Here is a 16,868-nt window from a genome sequence, read left to right as displayed (position 1 = left end):
GATCTCCGAAAGCACCGCCTTCAGGCGCTCCTCGAATTCGCCGCGGTACTTGGCGCCCGCCACCATGGCGCCGAGGTCGAGCGACATCAGCTTCTTGCCTTTCAGCGATTCCGGCACGTCGTCGTTCACGATACGCAGCGCCAGGCCTTCGGCGATCGCCGTTTTGCCGACGCCGGGCTCGCCGATGAGGACGGGGTTGTTCTTGGTGCGGCGGCTCAACACCTGGATGGCGCGGCGGATTTCCTCGTCGCGACCGATCACCGGGTCGAGCTTGCCTTCGCGCGCCATCTGCGTGAGGTCGCGGGCATATTTCTTGAGCGCATCGTAGCTGCTCTCGGCCGACGCCGAATCGGCGGTCCGGCCCTTGCGCAGATCCTGGATGGCCTTTTCCAGCGCCGGAGCCTTTACGCCGCCCTTGGCCAGCGCATTGGCGGCCTCGGTACCCTTGGCGAGCACCAGTGCCAGCAGCATCCGCTCGACGGTGACGAACGAATCGCCGGCCTTCTCGGAGATCGCCTCGGCCTGCTCGAACAGCCGCGCCGTTTCGGGCGCCAGATAGACCTGCCCGGCGCCCTGCCCCTCGACCTTGGGCTGCTTGGCAAGATTGGCTTCGACCTCCCGATGCACAAGGCGTGAATCGCCACCGGCGGCCGTGATCAGGTTGGCCGCCAAGCCTTCCGGATCGTCGAGAAGGACTTTCAGAAGATGGTCGGGAACGAAGCGCTGATGACCGTCGCGCAGCGCCATCATCTGTGCGCTCTGCAGGAATCCCCGCATACGTTCGGTGTATTTCTCTTGGTTCATTGCTCTACCCTTTCATTCACGCCCCCGTCATGCGGCAGGCGAAAGAGCGGACCCCTATCCGGGCATCCTGCGACCGATATGGGAAGGGATCGCGCAGGTACAAGACCGGATCGAAGGTGCGGCTTTCCAGCGTAACTATGCCGGTCTATGGAGACCGGCCGATACGATCTGGATCAAGTGGACGGAGGGAAACAGCAATGTCTGGTGGACACGGTCACGTCGAGACGTCGAACAAGAAGATCGCCCTGCTGGTTGCCGTCCTGGCCGCCCTGCTGGCGGTCTCGGAGATGTCCGGCAAGAGCGCGCAAACCCATGGCCTCTCGAGCCATATCGACGCGTCCAATCTCTGGTCGTTCTTCCAGGCCAAGACGATCCGGCAGACCACGATGCGTACGGCCGCCGACGGTGCCGACGCCCAATACAAGGACAATCCCGCAAGCATGCCGGCAGCCCTGAAGGCCCAATCCGAGCAATGGCGGCGCACCGCGCAACGCTACGAGTCGGAGCCCGAGACCAACGAAGGCCGCAAGGAACTGATGGCCCGGGCCAAGGCGAAAGAGGAGTTCCGCGACCGCTCCCTGGCGGCCTACCACATGTTCGAGTACGGCTCGGCCTGCTTCCAGCTGGCGATCGTGTTGGCCGGCGCCGCGGCGCTGACCACGGTTGCCTGGCTCACCTTCGTCTCATTCGGCCTGGGGGCAGTGGGCATCGGTTTCACGATCCTGGGCTTCGTCGCGCCCAACCTGCTCCACATCTAGGAGCAACGAAAAACACCCGAAGGCAGCTACCCTCGGGTGTTTTTGAAACTCTCGTCCGGATCGACTATCCGCCGCGCCGGCCAGCCGGGGGCGTGAACGCCGGGATTTCGGGCTGATCGTCGGCTGCCGGATCCTCCTCGGATGATGCACTGCGTCCATTTTGCAGGAACGCGACACCGCCCAAACCGGGCTCGGCTTCGTTGACGTCGTCGCCTCGGCCGCCCATGCGCTCGCCCGGCGCATGACCGTTGGCATTGCTGGGCGGCGGGCCGGCCTGTTGGCCGCCCTGCTGACCTTGCTGGCCCTGGGGATTCGGTTGACCGCCGCCACCTTCTTCGTCGCCATAGCCGACATTGTTGCGCTGGCCGAAGCCGCCCATGGTCTGAATCATGCGGAAATAATGGTCGGCGTACTGCCAGTAGGCCTCGGCCTGGATGCGATCGCCTGAAGCGGCCGCCTCCCGGGCTAGGGCCTGATACTTGTCGAATACCTGATGCGCATTGCCGCGAACCCGGACGTCGGGGCCGCTGCTGTCGAACATCTGGTTCCGATTGGGCGGGCGATTGGGATTGTGGTGCTGCTGCTTGTGGTGGCCACCGCCACCGCCGCCACCATTGCGACCGCCGCGCGATCGCTGACGATTGTTTGGTCTCATTAACCTAGGGCCAGTTACACGCCGGACGGGGTTGTTGTTGTTTGCGACCCTCTGCCCTTCATGGGCGCCGTCACGGCTAAATTTCAGAGGGATATATTTGCCCGCCACCTCGCGGCTCGGGCTAAGCCCCCTAAGGGACAGTTCACAAGCTAGTCCTATTCCCCTCCCTTGCCAACTCCTTAATGCGTCGCGGCGACGATGCGATCGATCCCACCGAGATCCTTCCAGGGGGCCTCGACGGCGAACCCGGCCAACGAGAAAAGCGCCGATATTTCAGGGGCTTGTCCTTCGCCAGCTTCGACGAGGACCCGGCCGCCCGGAACGACCAGCCCGGCCGCTCCACGGGCGATGGCGCGATATGCCGAAAGTCCATCCCCGCCGCCGTCCAGGGCGAGCCTGGGCTCGAAACGGGCAACATCGGGCATCAGCCCCTCGATTGCACTCGTCTCGATATAGGGCGGGTTGGAGACAAGAAGGTCGAACGGGCCACCCAACCGCCCGGCCCAGCCCGGCTCTCGCCAATCGCCACCGGCAAGGCTCACCCGGCTGCCGACCCCGAGCGCATCCGCATTGGCTTCGGCCATCGCCAGCGCCGCCGGTGAGACATCCATGCCGATGCCGCGGGCGTTGGGAAACTCCCGGAGCAGCGTGAGCAACAGACAGCCCGAGCCGACGCCGAGATCCAGAATACGCCACGGTTCCGTCCGCCCCGGCATCAGCGCCAGCGCCGCCTCGATCAGCGTCTCGCTGTCGGGCCGAGGCACGAGGACGGCGGGAGAAACCTTGAACGGCAAACCCCAGAATTCGCGCTCGCCCAAGATATAGGCCATCGGCTCGCGCCGGATACGGCGCGCAGTGAGCGCACGCACCGCCTCGGCCACCGCGGGTGCCGCGACCTCGTCACCGTGGGCGATCAGCCATTCGCTCGGGACTCCACCCGCATGGGCCAGCAACAGGCGGGCTTCGAAGCGGGCATTGTCGATGCCTGCCGCGGTCAGGGCGACGGCGGCATCGCGGAGCAGCGCGTCGTAGCGCGCGACCCCGGACACCGACTAGGCCGCCAGCTCCGCCAGACGACCCGCCTCGTCGTCGGCGGTCAGTGCGTCGATCAGCTCGTCCAGCCCGCGGCCCTCGAGCACCTCGTCCAGCTTGTAGAGCGTGAGGTTGATGCGGTGATCGGTGACGCGGCTCTGCGGAAAATTGTAGGTGCGGATGCGTTCGCTGCGATCGCCGCTACCGACCTGGCCCTTGCGGTCGGCCGAGCGAATGTCGTCACGGCGCTGGCGCTCGGCGTCGTAGAGCCTGGCGCGCAGGATCTTCATCGCCTTGGCCTTGTTCTTGTGCTGGCTCTTCTCGTCCTGCTGACTGACCACGACGCCGGTCGGGATGTGCGTGATGCGCACCGCCGAATCGGTCGTGTTGACCGACTGTCCGCCCGGTCCGGAGGAGCGGAAAACATCGATCCGCAGGTCTTTCTCGTCGATCTTGATGTCGAATTCCTCGGCTTCCGGCAGCACAGCAACGGTCGCCGCCGACGTGTGGATGCGGCCCGAGCCTTCGGTAGCCGGCACGCGCTGCACGCGATGCACACCCGATTCGAATTTCAGCCGGGCGAAGACATTGCGGCCCGTCACGGTCGCGATCGCCTCCTTGTAGCCGCCGATACCGGTGTCGGAGAGTTCCATGATCTCGAACTTCCAGCCATGCTCGGCGGCATAGCGCTGGTACATGCGGAAGAGATCGGCGGCGAACAGGGCGGCTTCGTCGCCACCCGTGCCGGCGCGGATTTCCAGGATGGCATTCTTCTCGTCGGCCGCGTCCTTGGGCAGCAGCATACGCTTCACGGTCTGCTCAAGTTCGGGCAGGCGCTTGCGCAGCGCCGCCGCCTCTTCCTCGGCGATCGCTTTCATGTCGGGATCGGCCGCCATCGCCTCGGCGTCCTTCAGCTCCTGCTCGGCCTTGTGCCATTCGTTCACCGCCTCTACGAGCGGACCGAGATCGGCATACTCCTTCGAGGCCGCCACGAACTTCTGCGAGTCGAGCGTGCCTGCGGAAAGTGCCGCCTGCAGCTCGGCATGGCGGGTCACGATCTGGTTGAGCTTGAGCAAAAGCGACAAGACGTTCAGCCCTTCAATGCGCCGGCGAGGGCATCCAGTGCCACTTCGCGCTGGTCGCCGCTATCGAAATCCTTGAGCTGCGCCACGCCCCTCGCCAGTTCGTCGTCGCCGATGATGATGGCGGCCCGGGCATTGAGCTTGTTGGCCCGCTGCAAGCGCCGCTTCATGTTGCCGCGATAGTCCTGCTCGACCGTGATCCCCTGGCGGCGCAGCGCCCGGGCAATTCCCAGCGCCCTGGCCTCGGCGGCGGCGCCCAAGGGCGCGATCACGACCGGACGCGGCTCGGCCGGCGGCTCGTTGCACAGCATCATCAGGCGCTCGATCCCGCCAGCCCAGCCGATGCCGGCCGTCGGCGGTCCGCCCAGCTCGGCGATCAGCCCGTCATAGCGGCCGCCACCCAGCACGGTGCCCTGTGCGCCGATATGGGTGGTGACGAACTCGAAGGCGGTGTGGGTGTAGTAGTCCAGCCCGCGCACCAAGGTCGGATCGACCTCGAAGGCGATACCGGCGGCCACGAGGCCGTCCTTCACCGTCGCGAAGAAATCCCGGCTGGCCTGGTTAAGATGATCGGCAAACGACGGCGCCCCGGCATTGATGGCCTTGTCGCCCTCGTCCTTGCTGTCGAGAATGCGCAGCGGGTTGCGCTGCAGGCGGCTCTTGGAGTCCTCCGAGAGCTTGTCGAGGTGGCCAGAGTAGTAGTCGACCAGCACCTTGCGATAGACGCCGCGGCATTCCGGGTCGCCCAGCGAATTGATCTTGAGGACACAGCGCTCGAGGATGCCCAGCCGGTCGAGAATGTCGGCAGCAACCGATATCACCTCGATGTCGGCGCCGGGCTCGGGTGCTCCCAGCACCTCGATGTCGATCTGGTGGAACTGGCGCTGGCGACCCTTCTGCGGTCGCTCGTAGCGGAACATCGGACCGGCGGCGAAGACCTTCAATGGCAGCTGCTGGGACAGCTCGCCGTTCGATACGAACGCGCGGCAGATGCCCGCAGTGTACTCAGGCCGGAGCGTCAGCGATTCGTTGCCACGGTCGCTGAACGTGTACATCTCCTTGGAGACCACGTCGGTCGCCTCGCCGATGCCGCGCGCGAACAACTCGGTGAACTCGAAGATCGGCGTAGCCATCTCGCGGTAGCCGTAGAGCCGCGCCACATCGCGCGCTGTGCCCACCACATGGGAAAAGCGCCTGAACTCGTCGGGAAGAAGATCGTGCGTGCCACGCACGGGCTGAAGCTTGCTCACGGTAAATCGCCTTGGAAAAATGTCGACGGGAGGAGGTCGAAGGTCGCTACTCGGCCGCCGTACGATGTCGGTCGGCTTCGGCGACCTCGCCGGCCTTGGCAGCTTCGATCTCGGCCGCCTTCTTCTCGATCAGCGCCACCAGGTGGTCGACGACATTTCCATCCTTCAGCCGATGGTGCGGGACGCCGGCGATATAGACCTGATGGTTGTTGGCGCCGCCGCCGGTGAAGCCGATGTCGGTCTCGCGCGCCTCACCGGGGCCGTTCACGACGCAGCCGATCACCGAGACCGTCATCGGCGTGGTGATGTGGCCGACGCGCTTCTCCAGCGCCTCGACGGTACGGATCACGTCGTACTGCTGGCGGGCGCAAGACGGGCAGGAGATCACGTTGACGCCGCGGTGGCGCAGATTGAGCGCCTTCAGCATCTCGAAGCCGACGCGGACCTCTTCCTCGGGCTCGGCCGACAGCGACACGCGGATCGTGTCGCCGATGCCAGCCCACAAGAGCGAGCCCATGCCGATCGAGGACTTGACCGTACCGGTGCGCGTGCCGCCCGCCTCGGTGACGCCGACATGCAGCGGGTAGTCGCAGGCGTCCGCGAGCTGCTGGTAGGCCGCGACCGCGAGGAAGACGTCGGACGCCTTCACGCTGATCTTGAACTCGTGAAAATCGTGATCCTGCAGGATCCGAGCATGATCGAGCGCGCTCTCGACCATCGCCTCCGGACAGGGCTCGCCGTACTTCTCCAGCAGGTCCTTTTCCAGCGACCCGGCATTGACGCCGATGCGCATCGAGCAGCCGTGATCCTTGGCCGCCTTCACGACTTCCCGCACCCGCTCGGCGCTGCCGATGTTGCCGGGATTGATGCGCAGGCAGGCCGCACCCGCCTCGGCCGCCTCGATGGCGCGCTTATAGTGAAAATGGATGTCGGCAACGATCGGCACCTTGGACGCGCGGACGATCGCAGAGAGCGCCGCCGTCGACTCCTCGTCGGGGCAGGAAACACGCACGATATCGACGCCGGCCTCCTCGGAGCGGCGGATCTGCGCGATCGTGGCCTCGGCATCGGCCGTCAGCGTGTTGGTCATGGTCTGGACCGTGATCGGCGAGTCGCCGCCAACCGGCACGGACCCGACCATGATCCGCCGCGATTTGCGGCGCACGATGTCGCGGTAGGGTCTGATGCTCATGCCCGGCAATGTAGCTGTGGGTGGGCGGCTTATCCAGCCGCCGGGTCAGCCGTCCGGCCTAGCGCGCGTCGATGACGCGGTAGGCGATTCCAGCCGGCACGACATAGCTTTCGCCGGCACGAACGTAGGTCTGGGCGAGCACGTCGCCGTTGGGCGCCCGCAATTCCACCCAGCTGTTGATGCGCACGCTGATCGGCGTGTCGAACTTCACGGGCAGGCTCGGCGCGGATTCGGCAGCCGGCGTGCGCGCCACGGCTTCCTCGGTTGCTGGAGCCGTCGGCGCGGGTGTCGCCGGCGCGGCGACGCGCGGCGGCGCCTGCTCGACCTGTGCCGGCGGCTGCGCGGCCTGGGCCTGACCGATGGCGGGAACCGTCATCACGACTGGCGGCGGCGGCGCGGGCACGGCAACGACGACAGGCGGCGCGAGAGGCGCGGGTTGCACGACGCTATCCTGCCGCGGTGCCGGCCAAACTTCAGCGGGCAAAGCGCCTGAGGTGCTGCGAACTTCTTGAACGGACGGTGCCGCGGGAGCGGCCGTCGTTGATTGACCGTTGACCGCGGGCTGCGGCGCAGCGGGCGGCGGCGCCACGGGCCGCGTCGCCAGCAGGCGATCCGGCACGGGCGGAACCTTCTCGGCGATCACCGACTGCTCGCGCGGCAGATAATTCCAGACCGCGTAGCCTGCGCCGACGACGAGCAGGATGGTCAACACGGCGAGGCCGATCGGCGCACGCTTTTCGACAATCGGAAAATCCGCCGGCAGCGACACGGGGCGCTTGATGGGAACCGGACCGGAGAGATGATAGGCGGTCAGCACCTTCTCGGGATCGAGTCCGACGTGGGCCGAATAGGCGCGCAGGAAGGCCGGGATGTAAGCGGCACCTGGCAGCTTGTCGAAGCGACCATCCTCGATCGCCTCGAGGTGACTGCGCCGAATGCGCAAACTTTTCTCGACATCGGACAAGCCGAGGCCACGCGCCTCGCGCTGATCGCGCAGCAAACGACCGACCGCGCGGCCCGGTGTGGCCTCGCGTTCAACCGCTCGCCAATCGACCTGATCCGGCATGAATAGAACCTGCTTTCCCCTCGCGGCTAACTCTTAGCAGAGGCGCCATGGCAGGGCAAAAGCGATTCGACTTCTTGTCGCTAAATTTCGATCGCGTGGTCGGCTGCGAAGAGGCGCAGCGTCTCGCGCATGGGTCGGTCCGGTTGTGAAAGCGCAGCATCCATGAAACCAGTTGCCTCGGCGAGATCGAGTGACCGGATCATCGCCTTCACCGGTCCGATCGACCCGGGCGACATCGAGAGCGAACGCACGCCGACGGCCAGAAGTGCCAGCGCCTCGACCGGCCGACCGGCCATCTCGCCGCAGACAGCGAGGTCGACGCCGGCGGGCCGCGCCTTCTCGACCACAAAATGTAGCAGTCTCAACAGCGCGGGAGACAAGCTGTCGTAGCGGCCGGCCACGCGGCTGTTGCCACGGTCGGCGGCATAGAGGAACTGAAGAAGATCGTTCGTGCCGACCGAAATGAAGTCGACCTGAGGCAACAGACTGTCCAGCTGCCAGGCCAGCGCCGGCACTTCGAACATAACGCCAACACGCAACTGTTCGGGCATGGCCTGGCCACGCCGCCGGGCCCGGTCGAGCTCGAGGTCGAGCAGCTGCCGGGCGCTCTGAAGCTCGGCCACCTCGGCGATCATCGGAAACATGACCGACAGCGGCCGGCCATTGGCGGCCTGGATCAGGGCCCGAAGCTGCCGGCGCAGCATCGCCGGCCGGTCGAGGCCGATCCGGATGGCCCGCCAGCCCATCGCCGGGTTGTCGTCGCCGAAGGCCCCGACATAGGGAAGAACCTTGTCGCCGCCGACATCGAGGGTGCGAAAGGTCACTGGCCGGCCATCGGCGAGGTCAAGGACACGGCCATAGAGCCAGGCCTGGGCATCGACGTCGGGAAACTCCGAACGCACCATGAACGGGATCTCGGTCCGGTAGAGGCCGACGCCGTCGGCGCCGGTGTCGTCGAGATGCTGCATGTCGATCAGCAGGCCGGCATTCATGTTGAGCGCGATCCGCGCCTGGTCGCGCGTCGCCGACGGCAGGTCGCGCAGCGTCGCGTACTTGCGCCGCCGCTCGACCCGCGCCTCGATCGCGACATGGACCGTCTGCAGCACGTCCTCGGCCGGCCGCACCAGGACCTGGGCGTTGTCGCCGTCGACGACGATGGAATCGCCGGGCTCGACCCGCGACAGCACATCGGGGGCGCGGCCGACCACGGGGATGTCGAGCGCGCGCGCCACGATCGCGACATGGCTCAAGGCCGAGCCTTCCTCGAGCACGACGCCGCGCAGGCGCGTACGGTCGTAGTCGAGCAGCTCGGCCGGTCCCATGTCGCGGGCGATGACGATCATGTCGTCGGGCATCGAACTCGGATCGGCGGCGACCCGGCCGGTCAACCGGAGCAGCAGCCGGTTGCTGAGGTCCTGGAGGTCGCTCAGACGTTCACGGATGTAGGGATCGGTCGATTGGCCGAGCCTGGTGCGCACGTCGTCAAAGGCGCGCTGCACGCCGGCCTCGGCGGTGAGGCCCGAGGTCACGGCCTCGCGTACGCGCTCCATCCAGCCGCGATCGTCGACGAACATGCGAAAGGTCTCGAGAATCTCGCGCTGCTCGCCCGACTGCATGTCATGCGCCTCGAGCATGCGGTCGACGTCGGCCCGCACGCCATGCACCGCTTCCTCGAAGCGCTCCTGCTCCAGGGTCACGTCCTCGGCGACCACCCGCTGGATCACGATGCGCGGCTCGTGCAGCACGGCGCGGCCGACGGCGACACCGGGCGTCAGCTGCACGCCGTCGACGCGCAGCGGCAGCAGGCCGATGCCGTCGACCTGTTGCATCTCGTTGGGGCTCACGATGTGGCCGGCCGCGATCAGCTCGGCCAGCACCATGGCGATGGTCTGCAGCGTCTCGGTTTCCTCCTCGTCGTACTGGCGGCGGGTGCGGTTCTGCACGACCAGGACGCCGAGCACGCGACCGGCGCGCAGGATCGGCACGCCTGCGAGCGAGTGATAGATTTCCTCACCCGTTTCGGGGCGGTAGGCGAACTGCGGATGGGCCTGCGCGTCGTCCAGCGCCAGCGGCCGGCCGTGGGCGGCGATGTCGCCTACCAGGCCCTCGCCGACACGCAGCCGGGTGCGGTGCACGGCCGAGGGATTGAGGCCCTGGGTGGCGAACAGCTCGAGGACTTCGCCGGCGCGCAGCAGGTAGATCGAGCAGACCTCGGCCACCATCTCGTTGGCGACCAGGCGCACGACCTCGCCCAGCGTATCCTCGACGGAACCGGCACGCGCCATCGTGTCCCGGAGCCGCTTGAGGAGCATTCGCGGTCCGGCCAGTGGAGTTGCTCTCTCCATGGTCAGACCGCAGGATGCTTGAGTCGGATGACGACGAAGCTACGGTCGATGGCGCAGGCGCAAGCTCGCCACGCCGCCAACGGCCGGGCGTTGAGGGGGCGGGCGTTGAGGCAAGCCTTGCAGGTGAGTGCCGCGCGCATGGCCCGCTTATAGCAAGACCCGCGCCGAACTGCCTACCGGCTAATTCGCATAACCACCAAGGAAACTAATGCGATCAGGCGGCGTCGAGATCGTAAGCCGTATGTAATGCGCGGACCGCGAGCTCGGTGTACTCGGCCGCCACCAGGACGCTGATCTTGATCTCCGACGTCGAGATCACCTGGATGTTTATGCCCTTGGCCGCGAGCGTCTCGAACATCTTCAGCGCCACGCCGGCATGGCTGCGCATGCCGACGCCGATCACCGAGACCTTGGCGACGTTGATGTCCGACTTGACCTCGGCGAACTTGAGCTGGGCCTTGGCCTCCTCGAGCCGCTGCACCGCCCGGGCGAGATCGGCCCGCGGCACCGTGAAGGTGATGTCGGTCGAGCTGCCGTCGAGCGAGACGTTCTGCACGATCATGTCGACGTTGATGTTGGCCGCCGCCAGCGGCCCGAAGATCGCCGCCGCCACGCCCGGCTGGTCGGGCACGTGGGTCACGGTGACCTTGGCCTCGTCCTTGGAGAAGGCGATGCCGCTCACCACGGATTTCTCGAGTCCCTGAGCCATGATTTCGTCCTCGTCCACAACCAGCGTGCCAGGCAGATCGCTGCCCAGTGCGGCGTCGAACGACGACAGCACCTGCACGCGCACATGATGATTCATCGCCAGCTCGACCGAGCGCGTCTGCAGCACCTTCGAGCCCTGCGAGGCCATTTCGAGCATTTCCTCGTAGGTCACGCGGTCGATCTTCTGCGCCTTCTCGACGATCCTGGGATCGGTCGTGTAGACGCCATCGACGTCGGTGTAGATGTCGCAGCGGTCGGCCTTGAGCGCCGCCGCCAGCGCCACCGCCGAGGTGTCCGAGCCGCCGCGCCCGAGCGTCGTGATGCGGCCGTCGGGCGAGAGGCCCTGGAAGCCGGCCACGATCGGGACCTCGCCCGCCACCATGGTCCGCGCCATTTCGGCGGTCTCGATGTCGACGATGCGCGCCTTGGCATGCGCCCCGTCTGTGCGGATCGGGATCTGCCACGACACCCAGGAGCGCGCCTTGACGCCCTCCTGCTGCAGTACCAGCGCCAGCAGGCCGACGGTGACCTGCTCGCCGGTCGCCACGACGACGTCGTACTCGCTGGGATCGGGCAGGCTGGCCGCCTCGTTGACCCACTTCACGAGCTGGTTGGTGGCGCCCGACATGGCCGAAACCACGACCGCGACCTCGTTGCCGCGCGCGACCTCGGCCTTGACCTTGCGCGCAGCATTCCTGATCCGGTCGATGTCGCCGACCGAAGTCCCGCCGAATTTGAGAACGATGCGCGCCATGAACCTACTCGAAGGACAAGCCTCTGCCCGGAAAGCGGGCTATAGACACCGATGGCGCCATATGGGTCAAGGGTAGCCATGAGCCAGACCACGCATACTCCGCACAACTCCACGGTCGATCCGGCCGAGATCGAGCGCTTTTCGCGCATCGCCGAGGAGTGGTGGGACCCCACCGGCAAGTTCGCGCCGCTGCATCGCCTCGGCCCGGTCCGCATCGGCTATATCCGCGACCGCGCCGCCGCCCACTGGGGCCGCGAGGCGCTGTCGGGCCAGCCGCTGAAAGGCCTTTCCGTGCTCGACATCGGCTGCGGCGGCGGCCTGCTCAGCGAACCGATGGCGCGGTTGGGCGCCACGGTCACCGGCGTCGACGCCTCGGCCCGCAATATCGCCGTCGCCGGCCTCCATGCCGGCAAGCAGGCGCTCGAGATCGACTACCGCCAGGGCACCGCCGAGGCCCTGGCCAGCAGCGCCGCCCAATTCGATGTCGTGCTGGCGCTCGAGATCGTCGAGCACGTGGCCGACGTCGACCTGTTCCTCAAATCCTGCGCCCGGCTGGTGAAGCCCGGCGGGCTGATTTTCCTCTCCACCCTCAACCGCACCGCCAAGGCCTGGGCGCTCGCCATTGCCGGCGCGGAATACGTCCTGGGCTGGCTGCCGCGCGGCACGCACGACTGGAAGAAGTTCCTCAAACCCTCCGAGGCCGTGCGCGGCCTTGAGGCCGGTGGCATCACCACGAAAGAAATCGTCGGCGTGGTCTACAGCCCGCTCAGCCGGGCCTGGAGCCTGAACAAGACCGATCTGGACGTGAACTACATGCTGCATGGGACACGGGTTCACGTCGCCGGCAGGGTAACAACTTAGCTAACAACTCGTTGATTTACCTGGAAAATCATCCCATCGAGACAGTGACGCCGTGGGACACCGAATGACCTGTTTCACGTCGCCAGCCCCTGTCCTGGCCTATCAGTGCCCGGACAGACAATAGGATTACACGGCGGAAATCCTATCTTTTCCTGCTGCCGATGTCAATTGCCCCTGGGGATCCAGGGCAGGCGGCCGAACTCGATGCCCTCGTCGGCCAGCGCCTCGGCTTCCTCGTCGGTGGTCTGGCCGTAGATGCCGCGCTTGTCGCTTTCGCCGTAGTGGATCTTGCGCGCCTCCTCGGCGAACTTCTCGCCGACCGGCTCGAGGTTCTTCTCGACCTGCTCGCGGAGCTTGAGCAGCGTCTCGCGCATCTCCTTGGGAATGGCTTGGGCGAGTGCCGCCATCTGAGGATCGGGTGCCGGGGCCGGCGCGGTCTGGGTCGGCGCCTCGACAGGCGCCTCGACGCGCTCGCCGCGTCCCTGGCCGCCTTTGCCGATGCGCGGCGCCATCGGGGCGCGCACGACCTTGGCACTACCGCACGCCGGACAGCCGATCAGGGAACGCTTTTCCTGGCGCTCGTAGGTTTTGCCGTCCTTGAACCAGCTGTCGAACTCGTGGCCCTTGGCGCAACGCAGGCGATACAAAATCATGACAGTTCAAAAATGGTGGCTTGTCGGGCCGGACGCAAGGCCCGATTGTCGCGCCCCCTCACCCAGCAAGCCGCCGCCGAACCACCGATGGATCACCAACCTTCCAATACCAAAGCCGCCTTCTGGATGGCCGGATGGCTGTTGGCGATGCTGCTGATGGCGATCGCCGGGCGCGAGGCAACGCGCGCGCTCGATGTCTTCCAGATCATGGAGATGCGCTCCCTTATCGGCCTCCTCATGCTCTACCCGCTGATCCACCTGGCCGGAGGCTTCGCCGCGCTCAAAACCTCGCGGCCCTGGCAACATGTCGTGCGCAACGTGGCGCACTACGGCGCGCAGTTCGCCTGGTTCCTGGCGCTCACCCTGATCCCGCTGGCCCAGGTCATCTCGATCGAGTTCACCATGCCGATCTGGACGGCGATCCTGGCCGTGGCCTTCCTCGGCGAGCGCATGGGCCTCTGGAAGAACCTGGCCGTCGTGCTGGGTGTGGTCGGTGTCGTCGTCATCGTGCGGCCGGGCGCCAACGAGATCGTGCCCGGCCAGCTGATCGCGCTCGCCGCCGCCGTCGGCTTCGCCATCTCCGTCACCATGGTGAAGTCGCTGACGCGCACCGACAGCGTCGTGGTCATCCTGTTCTGGATGCTGGTCATCCAGTCGGCGATCGGGCTGGTGCCGGCCCTCGCCGTCTGGCGATGGCCCTCCGCCCCCATCTGGGGCTGGATCCTCGTCATCGCCTTCCTCGGCACCTACTCGCACTACTGCCTGACGCGGGCGATGCTGCATGCCGACGCGACCATCGTCGTGCCGATGGATTTCCTGCGCGTGCCGCTGGCGGCGCTCGCCGGATGGCTGATCTACAATGAACGGCTCGACACCTTCACCGTGCTGGGCGCCGCCTTGATCCTGTCGGGCAACCTGCTGAACCTGAAGGGCGCCGGAGGGCGCAAGCCATGACGATTTCGCCCTGGATCGCCACCTGGGCCGGTCTCGTGCCGGCCGGCGCCGCCGTTCTCGACCTCGCGGCGGGCAACGGGCGGCACACGCGCTTCTTCGCCGAGCGCGGTCACCCCGTGACGGCGATCGATCGCGACGTGAGCGGCCTCGTCGCTGCCGACACTGTCGAAGTCATCGCCGCCGATCTCGAGGACGGCTCACCCTGGCCGCTGGCCGGTCGCACGTTCGGCGCGGTGGTGGTGACCAACTACCTGCACCGGCCGCTGTTCCCTCACCTGTTCGCCGCGCTGCAGCCCGGTGGCGTGCTGCTCTACGAGACCTTCATGGTCGGCAACGAACGCTTCGGCAAACCGAGCAATCCGGATTTCCTCCTGAAGGACGGCGAGTTGCTCGAGCTGGTGCGCGGCCGCTTCTCGGTGATCGCCTACGAGGCGCGGATGATCAGCGAACCGAAGATGGCGATGGTCCAGCGGATCGCGGCGCGCTTGTCATCCTGAGCCGGCATTCTCCGACCCGGTCGCGGGCACGTATTTCGAGTTGCGCCGCCGCTGAAGCCGCTGGGGGCCATGACGGGCGCTGCCCGAGTGGCAGCGCCCTCGCGAGCAATGCTTCGTGCCTTCGGCTATTGGCGCTGCGGTGCAGGCTTGGAGGTGCCCAGTCCGGTGGGAGCCTGTCTCTGCGGCGGTGCTTCCGTCGCGACCCGGTTCGTAAGAACGGCGTTCAAGTCCGTCGTGTTGCGCGTCCCGGTGCCGGGCGATGTCCTGTCTGGCGTTTGGCCATTGCAGTTGTTGTTGTTGTCGCACGCGACGGCGCATGTCCCCTGCTTCCCGTCGGAACCCTTGCAGCTCTTCTGGCAGCCGTAGCCGCCGCCATCGGCGTGAACGGTGAACGAAGCGCCACAGGCGCTTCTGACTTCGGCAACCGAGTGCTTTCCAAGTTGGATCACCTCGGCACGAGCGCCGGTCGCAGCGACTCCGAGCATCGCAACGACGGCAATGAATACAGCGATTTTACGCAACTCACTCTCCTGATCTGTCGATCTTGTCCAACTGAACCGACATTCCCCAGATGAACTCCAAGACCGGGGCAAGATCTAGCATTGTGCCGGATTGCGGGGAAGCCATGGTCGGCCGACACACTTTTCCCGGCGCTCCTGCCGCGTTCAACGCCCAAAACGACGCCTGATCCATCGATTCGGCTCTTTTTCTCGCCATCCAGACACACTCCTCCCGTGGTGACGACGCATTCGCCCCGTCCGGTCCTACGCTGGGGCCTGTCGTCGTCGCAGCTCGTCGATCAGCCGCAGGATTTTCTCGAACAGTTCTCTCGGCACCGCGACCTCGGCCATCTGGAAGACGGCGTAGCGGGCATGACGCACGACCTTGGCCCCGATCTTGATCAACTTCTCCCGCAGGCTGGTCAGCGACCACTGCGCGACCACCTCGGGCAGCGCCAGCGTCCGCATGAAGTTGGCGAGATTGTAGGCCAGCGCGTGCAACTGGAGACGCACCGCATTGGCGGCGAACGAGCAGCATGACAGGCGCGTCCACTTGATCGCGTTCTTGCCTTCCTTGATCCACTGCTCGCACGTCCCGCGCCTGTTGTAGAAGGCAACGACCCGTTCGGTCGGTCGTGACAGGTTGGTGACGATGAAGCCGACGCGGGGATAAAGCTCGCCGGGGTGCCACTCGACCTTGGCGACGACGCGTCGTGGCATCGCCAAGCTCTGCGCCTGATAGCGGAAGCTGGCGTAGTATCGTTGGATCGTGATCGGCGGGCGGCCAACAGGGCGCTTGAGCAGGTAGCCGATGCGCTCTTGGAGGATGCGGTTGGCGGGCAGCCGGATCGTGTACTTGTAGTATTCGGCTTCCAGGAACTCGTAGACGTCGGGGTTGGCGAAGGCGGCATCGGCGCGGAAGTAGCGGCGCAGGTCACGCTCCCGGTAGCGGGCCACGACCGGTTCGAGCACGTCCCGCCAGCCATCCGCCGAATGACGTTTCCCGGACGCAGCGCAGAACGCTCCAGGTCGCCGAACTGGTTGAACACGAATAGCGGATGGTAGCAGGTGCCGGCGAAGTGGCCGTTGTAGGCGGTGCCTTCCTGATCGCCATGCGTCGGGCTGACACTCGAATCCATGTCGAGCACGATGGACCTCGGCGAGCGGCGACCATGAACGCAGTCGATCCACTGCCCGGAGAGATCGACAAGCGCGGCAAGGTTCCCGTCACTCGCCAGCCCCTCGGTCTCGAACCGCCCCATCTGGCTGGTCGAGGCCGCATCGCGCTCGACCGCCTTGCCACCGACGATCCAGCGCATTGCAGGATCACGCCCCAACCGGTCGGCGTCGTTGACGTCCTCGTATCCGGCAAGCCGACCGAACACCGACTGGCGCAGCATGCCCACCAGATCATGGCGACCGTTCCGGCCCGTGCGACCGTCAACCAGGTGTTGCCCCGCGATGGCCATCAGGCCGAGCGCGTCGCCGAGTTCGCGATAGGCCAGCAAGCCGGCATCGGAGGTGACACTCGAACCGTGGAACTCAAGCTTGAGGCGGTGATCGAAATCGAGCCGGAGAGCATCGGATTGGGCTTCACCCGCTGGCTGCGCCATCATCGCCTCGACCCAATGAGAAAAGATGCTGAATCCTATGGCTCAAATGGAGTCGATGCGGGCCAGTTCAATGCTTCATCGGGGAAATACGGGCTGAGGCATAGCCGAAGGATCCTTCGCTTATCAGATCCCTCGCAATTGCTC

Annotated in this window: 15 protein-coding genes and 1 pseudogene; 4 read left to right on the top strand and 12 right to left on the bottom strand. The window is 66.1% G+C overall.

The window, feature by feature from the left end; genetic code table 11:
- On the bottom strand, positions 1-804 hold an 804-nt coding region (locus tag EPO55_RS10665), incomplete at its 3' end, for a Clp protease N-terminal domain-containing protein (protein ID WP_296336727.1).
- A gap of 197 nt (positions 805-1,001) precedes the next feature.
- On the opposite strand from EPO55_RS10665, the gene EPO55_RS10660 reads away from it, so the two are divergent.
- Positions 1,002-1,562 (top strand): DUF4337 domain-containing protein, encoded by a 561-nt coding sequence (locus tag EPO55_RS10660; RefSeq protein ID WP_296336726.1) that lies wholly within the window; start codon positions 1,002-1,004, stop codon positions 1,560-1,562.
- A 64-nt stretch (positions 1,563-1,626) separates the two neighbouring features.
- On the opposite strand, the gene EPO55_RS10655 is transcribed toward EPO55_RS10660, so the two are convergent.
- The 8 genes from EPO55_RS10655 to EPO55_RS10620 form a co-directional block, all read right to left on the bottom strand.
- On the bottom strand, positions 1,627-2,217 hold the full coding sequence (locus EPO55_RS10655; RefSeq protein WP_296336737.1) for a DUF4167 domain-containing protein: 591 nt from the start codon (positions 2,215-2,217) through the stop codon (positions 1,627-1,629).
- A gap of 179 nt (positions 2,218-2,396) precedes the next feature.
- A complete protein-coding gene (gene prmC / locus EPO55_RS10650; protein WP_296336725.1) occupies positions 2,397-3,266 on the bottom strand; it encodes a peptide chain release factor N(5)-glutamine methyltransferase in 870 nt (289 codons plus the stop codon).
- A gap of 3 nt (positions 3,267-3,269) precedes the next feature.
- On the bottom strand, positions 3,270-4,343 hold the full coding sequence (prfA, locus tag EPO55_RS10645; protein ID WP_296336735.1) for a peptide chain release factor 1: 1,074 nt from the start codon (positions 4,341-4,343) through the stop codon (positions 3,270-3,272).
- On the bottom strand, positions 4,340-5,581 hold the full coding sequence (gene hisS, locus EPO55_RS10640; protein ID WP_296336723.1) for a histidine--tRNA ligase: 1,242 nt from the start codon (positions 5,579-5,581) through the stop codon (positions 4,340-4,342). Before hisS ends, prfA begins: the two co-directional genes overlap by 4 nt.
- A 46-nt stretch (positions 5,582-5,627) precedes the next feature.
- Positions 5,628-6,773, bottom strand: coding sequence for a flavodoxin-dependent (E)-4-hydroxy-3-methylbut-2-enyl-diphosphate synthase (gene ispG / locus EPO55_RS10635; protein ID WP_296336722.1), 1,146 nt, complete (start codon positions 6,771-6,773; stop codon positions 5,628-5,630).
- A gap of 58 nt (positions 6,774-6,831) precedes the next feature.
- Positions 6,832-7,839 carry a helix-turn-helix domain-containing protein gene (locus EPO55_RS10630; protein ID WP_296336721.1) on the bottom strand — a complete coding sequence of 336 codons (1,008 nt, stop codon included), beginning with the start codon at positions 7,837-7,839 and terminating at the stop codon, positions 6,832-6,834.
- A gap of 80 nt (positions 7,840-7,919) precedes the next feature.
- Entirely contained in the window at positions 7,920-10,151 is a 2,232-nt protein-coding gene (ptsP, locus tag EPO55_RS10625) for a phosphoenolpyruvate--protein phosphotransferase (RefSeq protein WP_296336720.1), read from the bottom strand.
- Between the two features lie 247 nt (positions 10,152-10,398).
- Entirely contained in the window at positions 10,399-11,646 is a 1,248-nt protein-coding gene (locus tag EPO55_RS10620) for an aspartate kinase (RefSeq protein WP_296336719.1), read from the bottom strand.
- A 78-nt stretch (positions 11,647-11,724) separates the two neighbouring features.
- Here EPO55_RS10620 and ubiG point away from each other — a divergent pair, with 78 nt between their 5' ends.
- Positions 11,725-12,507, top strand: a complete 783-nt coding sequence (ubiG, locus tag EPO55_RS10615) for a bifunctional 2-polyprenyl-6-hydroxyphenol methylase/3-demethylubiquinol 3-O-methyltransferase UbiG (protein ID WP_296336718.1) — start codon at positions 11,725-11,727, stop codon at positions 12,505-12,507.
- A gap of 164 nt (positions 12,508-12,671) precedes the next feature.
- Here the strand turns inward: ubiG and EPO55_RS10610 are convergent, their stop codons facing one another.
- Positions 12,672-13,160 carry a DUF1178 family protein gene (locus EPO55_RS10610; protein WP_296336716.1) on the bottom strand — a complete coding sequence of 163 codons (489 nt, stop codon included), beginning with the start codon at positions 13,158-13,160 and terminating at the stop codon, positions 12,672-12,674.
- A gap of 87 nt (positions 13,161-13,247) precedes the next feature.
- Between EPO55_RS10610 and EPO55_RS10605 the strand changes: the two genes are divergently transcribed.
- Complete coding sequence (locus EPO55_RS10605) at positions 13,248-14,114, top strand: DMT family transporter (RefSeq protein ID WP_296336715.1); 867 nt, start codon at positions 13,248-13,250, stop codon at positions 14,112-14,114.
- Positions 14,111-14,611 (top strand): class I SAM-dependent methyltransferase, encoded by a 501-nt coding sequence (locus EPO55_RS10600; RefSeq protein WP_296336714.1) that lies wholly within the window; start codon positions 14,111-14,113, stop codon positions 14,609-14,611. Before EPO55_RS10605 ends, EPO55_RS10600 begins: the two co-directional genes overlap by 4 nt.
- Positions 14,612-14,736: 125 nt before the next feature.
- Here the strand turns inward: EPO55_RS10600 and EPO55_RS10595 are convergent, their stop codons facing one another.
- Together EPO55_RS10595 and EPO55_RS10590 are read right to left on the bottom strand one after the other, a co-directional pair.
- Positions 14,737-15,132: a hypothetical protein gene (locus EPO55_RS10595; protein WP_296336713.1), complete on the bottom strand. Its 396-nt coding sequence runs from the start codon at positions 15,130-15,132 to the stop codon at positions 14,737-14,739.
- A gap of 243 nt (positions 15,133-15,375) precedes the next feature.
- Positions 15,376-16,724: pseudogene (locus EPO55_RS10590) on the bottom strand (IS1380 family transposase).
- Positions 16,725-16,868 lie beyond the last annotated feature (144 nt).

Source organism: Reyranella sp., assembly GCF_004296935.1.
GTDB lineage: Bacteria > Pseudomonadota > Alphaproteobacteria > Reyranellales > Reyranellaceae > Reyranella.
Note: the sequence above shows the minus strand (reverse complement) of the source record. Positions and strands in the feature narration are given on the sequence as shown.

Bases quoted from the DNA above. Each gene is read 5' to 3' on its own strand.
- EPO55_RS10605 (WP_296336715.1), top strand. From the start codon at position 13,248: ATGGATCACCAACCTTCCAATACCAAAGCCGCCTTCTGGATGGCCGGA.
- ispG (WP_296336722.1), bottom strand. From the start codon at position 6,773: ATGAGCATCAGACCCTACCGCGACATCGTGCGCCGCAAATCGCGGCGG.
- EPO55_RS10620 (WP_296336719.1), bottom strand. From the start codon at position 11,646: ATGGCGCGCATCGTTCTCAAATTCGGCGGGACTTCGGTCGGCGACATC.
- ubiG (WP_296336718.1), top strand. From the start codon at position 11,725: ATGAGCCAGACCACGCATACTCCGCACAACTCCACGGTCGATCCGGCC.
- EPO55_RS10655 (WP_296336737.1), bottom strand. From the start codon at position 2,217: ATGAGACCAAACAATCGTCAGCGATCGCGCGGCGGTCGCAATGGTGGC.
- EPO55_RS10610 (WP_296336716.1), bottom strand. From the start codon at position 13,160: ATGATTTTGTATCGCCTGCGTTGCGCCAAGGGCCACGAGTTCGACAGC.
- EPO55_RS10660 (WP_296336726.1), top strand. From the start codon at position 1,002: ATGTCTGGTGGACACGGTCACGTCGAGACGTCGAACAAGAAGATCGCC.
- ptsP (WP_296336720.1), bottom strand. From the start codon at position 10,151: ATGCTCCTCAAGCGGCTCCGGGACACGATGGCGCGTGCCGGTTCCGTC.
- EPO55_RS10600 (WP_296336714.1), top strand. From the start codon at position 14,111: ATGACGATTTCGCCCTGGATCGCCACCTGGGCCGGTCTCGTGCCGGCC.
- EPO55_RS10630 (WP_296336721.1), bottom strand. From the start codon at position 7,839: ATGCCGGATCAGGTCGATTGGCGAGCGGTTGAACGCGAGGCCACACCG.